The following is a 4143-nucleotide window of genomic DNA, read 5'->3' on the forward strand; positions in this document are numbered from 1 at the left end:
CGGCAAGGACCAGTCGCTGGCCGACCTGCGCAGCGTGCAGGACTGGTATGTGCGCTACCAGCTGACCAAGGCCGGTGGGGTGGCCGAGGTGGCCAGCGTGGGCGGCTTCGTCAAGGAATACCAGGTCATCGTCGACCCGCACCGGCTGGCGAGCTACGGGATTCCGTTGGCGCGCGTCTCGCAGGTGATCCGCGAATCGAACCGCGATGTCGGTGGCCGGGTGGTGGAGCTGGCCGAGAAGGAATTCATGGTGCGTGGCCTGGGCTATCTGAAGGGCGTCGAGGACATCGAAACCCTGGTGCTCAAGGCCGATGGCGGCACGCCGGTGCTGGTGCGCGACGTGGCGCGGGTCGAACTCGTGCCCGCCGGGCGGCGCGGCATCACCGAACTGAACGGCGAGGGCGAAGTGGCCTCGGGCATCGTGATGGCGCGCTTTGGCCAGAACGCGCTCGATGTGATCGCCAACGTCAAGGCCAAGATCGAGGAACTCAAGCCCGGCCTGCCCGAGGGCACCGAGATTGTGCCGGTGTATGACCGTGCGCCCTTGATCGAGCGGGCCATCGCCAACTTGAAATGGACGCTGTTCGAGGAGAGCCTGATCGTCGCCGCTGTGTGCATCATCTTCCTGATGCATGTGAGGAGTGCGCTGGTCGCCATCCTCACGCTGCCGATCGGCATCCTGATCGCTTTCATCGCCATGCGCTCGATGGACATGGGCAGCAACATCATGAGCCTGGGCGGCATCGCCATTGCCATCGGCGCGATGGTCGATGCGGCCATCGTGATGATCGAGAACGCCCACAAACACCTGGAGCGATTACCGCACGATGCGCACCAACGCGACCGTGCGGCGGCGATGATCCGCGCCTGCAAGGAAGTGGGGCCGGCGCTGTTCTTCTCGCTGCTGATCATCACCGTCTCCTTCTTGCCGGTGTTCACGCTGGAGGGGCAGGAAGGGCGGCTGTTCAGCCCGCTGGCCTTCACAAAGACCTTTGCCATGGCCGGTGCTGCCATTCTTTCGGTCACGCTGGTGCCGGTGCTGATGATGCTGTTCATTCGCGGGCACATCATGCCGGAGCAGAAGAACCCGGTGAATCGCTTCCTGATCTGGGCCTATCGGCCGATCATTCAGTGGGTGATGCGCCGCAAATGGACCACCCTGGTGCTCGCTGTGTTGGCAATGGCGGCGACGATCTTTCCGGCACGGCAGATCGGCTCGGAATTCATGCCCACGCTCAACGAGGGCTCGATCTTCTACATGCCGGCCTCGCTGCCTGGCATGTCGGTGACCGAAGCCGCGCGCCTGCTGCAGACCACTAACCGTGTGATCAAGACCTTCCCAGAGGTTGAGTCGGTGTATGGCAAGGCCGGCCGCGCCAATAGCGCGACCGATCCGGCACCGATCGAGATGTTCGAGACCGTCATCAATCTCACGCCGGAAGACACATGGCGCCCGGGCATGACGGTGGACAAGCTCATCGCCGAGATGGACGCGGCGCTCAAGTTCCCCGGCGTGGCCAACTCCTGGACCATGCCGATCAAGGCGCGCATTGATATGCTGTCGACCGGTATCCGCACGCCAGTGGGGGTCAAAGTCTTCGGCAAGGATCTGGGCGAAATCGAAAAGCTGGCGCGCCAGATCGAGCAGGCGGTCAAGGACGTGCCCGGTACCACCAGCGCCTACGCCGAGCGGGTGACCGGCGGGTATTACCTCGACATCACTCCGCGCCGCGAGCAACTGGCACGCTACGGCATCACCGTGGGTGAGTTCCAGCAGGTGGTATCCACCGCCCTGGGTGGCGCGCCGGTCACCACCGCCGTCGAAGGGCTGGAGCGCTACAACGTCACGGTGCGCTACCCGCGCGCCTTGCGCGAGGACACGCAGCGCATCGCCAATGAAGTCTTCGTGCCCAGCGCCGCGGGCATGATCCCGCTGGGGCAACTGGCCGAGATTGCGCTGCGCAACGGTCCGCCGGGGATCAAGACCGAGAATGCGCTGCTCGCGGCCTATGTGTTTGTCGACATTCGCGACCGCGACGTCGGCTCCTATGTAAAAGAGGCGCAGCAGGCAGTGGCCGACAAGGTCAGCTTCCCGCCGGGCTACTACGCCACCTGGTCGGGCCAGTTCGAGTATATGGAGCGGGCCAAGGCCAAGCTGTCGCTGGTTGTGCCGCTGACGCTGGCGATCATCTTTGTGCTGCTGTATCTGAACTTCCGCCGCCTGGCTGAAACGCTGATCGTCATGCTGTCGGTGCCTTTCGCGCTGGTGGGCGGCATCTGGCTGATGTGGTGGCTGGGGTACAACATGAGCGTGGCGGTGGCGGTGGGCTTTATCGCACTGGCCGGCGTGGCGGCTGAAACCGGGGTGGTGATGCTGATTTACCTGGATCAGGCATGGGAGGAAATCAAAACGAAACGGCTTGGCGATGGTCGCCAACCCGATGTGTCGGACCTCTATCACGCCATCATGGAAGGCGCGGTTGAGCGGGTGCGGCCCAAGATGATGACCGTAGTAGCCATCATGGCCGGCCTGCTACCCATCATGTGGAGCACCGGCACCGGCTCTGAAGTCATGAGCCGCATCGCCGCGCCGATGGTCGGCGGCATGATCTCGTCGACAGTGCTGACGCTGGGCGTGATCCCGGCGTTGTATGCGCTGGTCAAGCAGTGGCGCCTGAAGCGAGGCCTGGAAACACCTCGGGCAGTGGTTAAGTCGGAGCTGATTCCTGAGCCAAGCTAGTCAATAAGACTCGCGCGAGGACAACGGCCGGGCGGCTCGCATGCGCCCGGCCGTTGTCGTTTGTGGTGCGGCAGGCGTCCGGAGGGCGACCTCCCGTGACGTAACGACATCACGACATTTGGCTAACGACAATGTAATTCCCGGGTCAGCGTCCCGTCGGTGTCAGCCCCTTAGGATGTCTTCACGGTCGGATAGACGAAGTTCGGCTCAGTTGAAACTTTTTCCAAGGAGAACACCATGAAAACCACCCTGATCAAACTGTCCTTCATCGCCGCAATTGGCGGCGTTGCCGCGACCTCCGCCTACGCTCATCCGGACTACACGGAGGCTGGCTCCCATTGGCTGAATCATGTGTCCGAATCGAATGCTCAGCCCACCGCCAACCAGTTGGCCCCCTTCGGCTACAAGGCTGTTGCCGCGCCAAGTCGGGAGATCACGCTGAGCGGCGAGGCGAAATATCTGAACGTAAACCAACTTGAAACCGTTCGTATCACGGTCGACGGAAAGAGCCTGGATTGGACCTTCGATACGCTCGGCACCCGCCCGTTCGCGCTGTCCGAGGTCATACCCGGCGCCAAGGGCGTCACAGTCTATGTGTCTAAGAACCCGGATTTTGCCGGCTAAGGCCGGAAGAACATTTGCCTAGCGGGATTTTTTGAACGTGCCCGCGATATCACTCAACGCTCCAGGAGCCAATCATGATCAAGAAAGCACTCACCATTTTTGCTATCAGCGCAGTCAGCATCTCTGCCTTCGCCGCTGACGCCGCACTCGTCGAGAAGTCCATCCCTTTGAAGGATGGCGCGACGGTGTACATCTTCAAAGACGGGAAGATGGGCATGGAGGACAAGCTGGGAAGAGCCACACACATGCAGCCGGGTCATGTGATGGAAACGACCGATGGTCAGAAGATCATCATGAACGGCAATGAAATCTGGCGATTGGATGCACTCCTTCACAAAGACCATCGCGGCTAAGGACTTCACGCCTTGAGTGCCTGCCTTCGGGCAATCGATAAGTCCCACCCTGGCGGTGGGGCTTGTCATTTGCGCTCGGCTTCCGTAGGTCCTCTAACCATCTAGTACCTATTCAAGGTCCAAAAACCCGGTCAGCAACAAATTCACCATGGTGGAACTGTCGTTTGATTGAGAGTGTCTGATTGCCGGCCTTCTGTGGAGCTCAACATAAGGCCGAGGAGCACTCGGTCAGTCGTCAGCCTGTACGGCTGCTCGGCTCAGAAACCTGCCGCTGACCCGTCGAGACGGCGAAAGACTCTTGAGGGTCGGGAGTTCGCGTTCGCAAGATTGGAAAGCTGACGTTGATGCCAATCTGCCGTTGAGCGGCAGGTAACCAATGCATTGCCGCCACTCAATCGACGCAGCGTGGCCGACAGCATTGGCCGA

At 61.4% G+C, this 4143-nt stretch carries 3 protein-coding genes; all 3 read left to right on the plus strand.

Features of this window, described 5'->3' with window-relative positions; translation table 11 throughout:
- On the plus strand, positions 1-2740 hold a 2740-nt coding region (locus FHP89_RS20805; RefSeq protein WP_144224981.1), incomplete at its 5' end, for an efflux RND transporter permease subunit.
- Between the two features lie 237 nt (positions 2741-2977).
- Positions 2978-3364 carry a CzcE family metal-binding protein gene (locus FHP89_RS20810; protein ID WP_144179786.1) on the plus strand — a complete coding sequence of 129 codons (387 nt, stop codon included), beginning with the start codon at positions 2978-2980 and terminating at the stop codon, positions 3362-3364.
- 74 nt (positions 3365-3438) lie between these two features.
- The gene (gene copK, locus FHP89_RS20815; RefSeq protein WP_144179785.1) at positions 3439-3717 is read left to right on the plus strand and encodes a periplasmic Cu(I)/Cu(II)-binding protein CopK; all 279 of its coding nucleotides are present in this window, start codon (positions 3439-3441) and stop codon (positions 3715-3717) included.
- Positions 3718-4143 lie beyond the last annotated feature (426 nt).

Source organism: Denitromonas ohlonensis, from assembly GCF_007625205.1.
In the GTDB taxonomy this organism is placed as follows: domain Bacteria; phylum Pseudomonadota; class Gammaproteobacteria; order Burkholderiales; family Rhodocyclaceae; genus Nitrogeniibacter; species Nitrogeniibacter ohlonensis.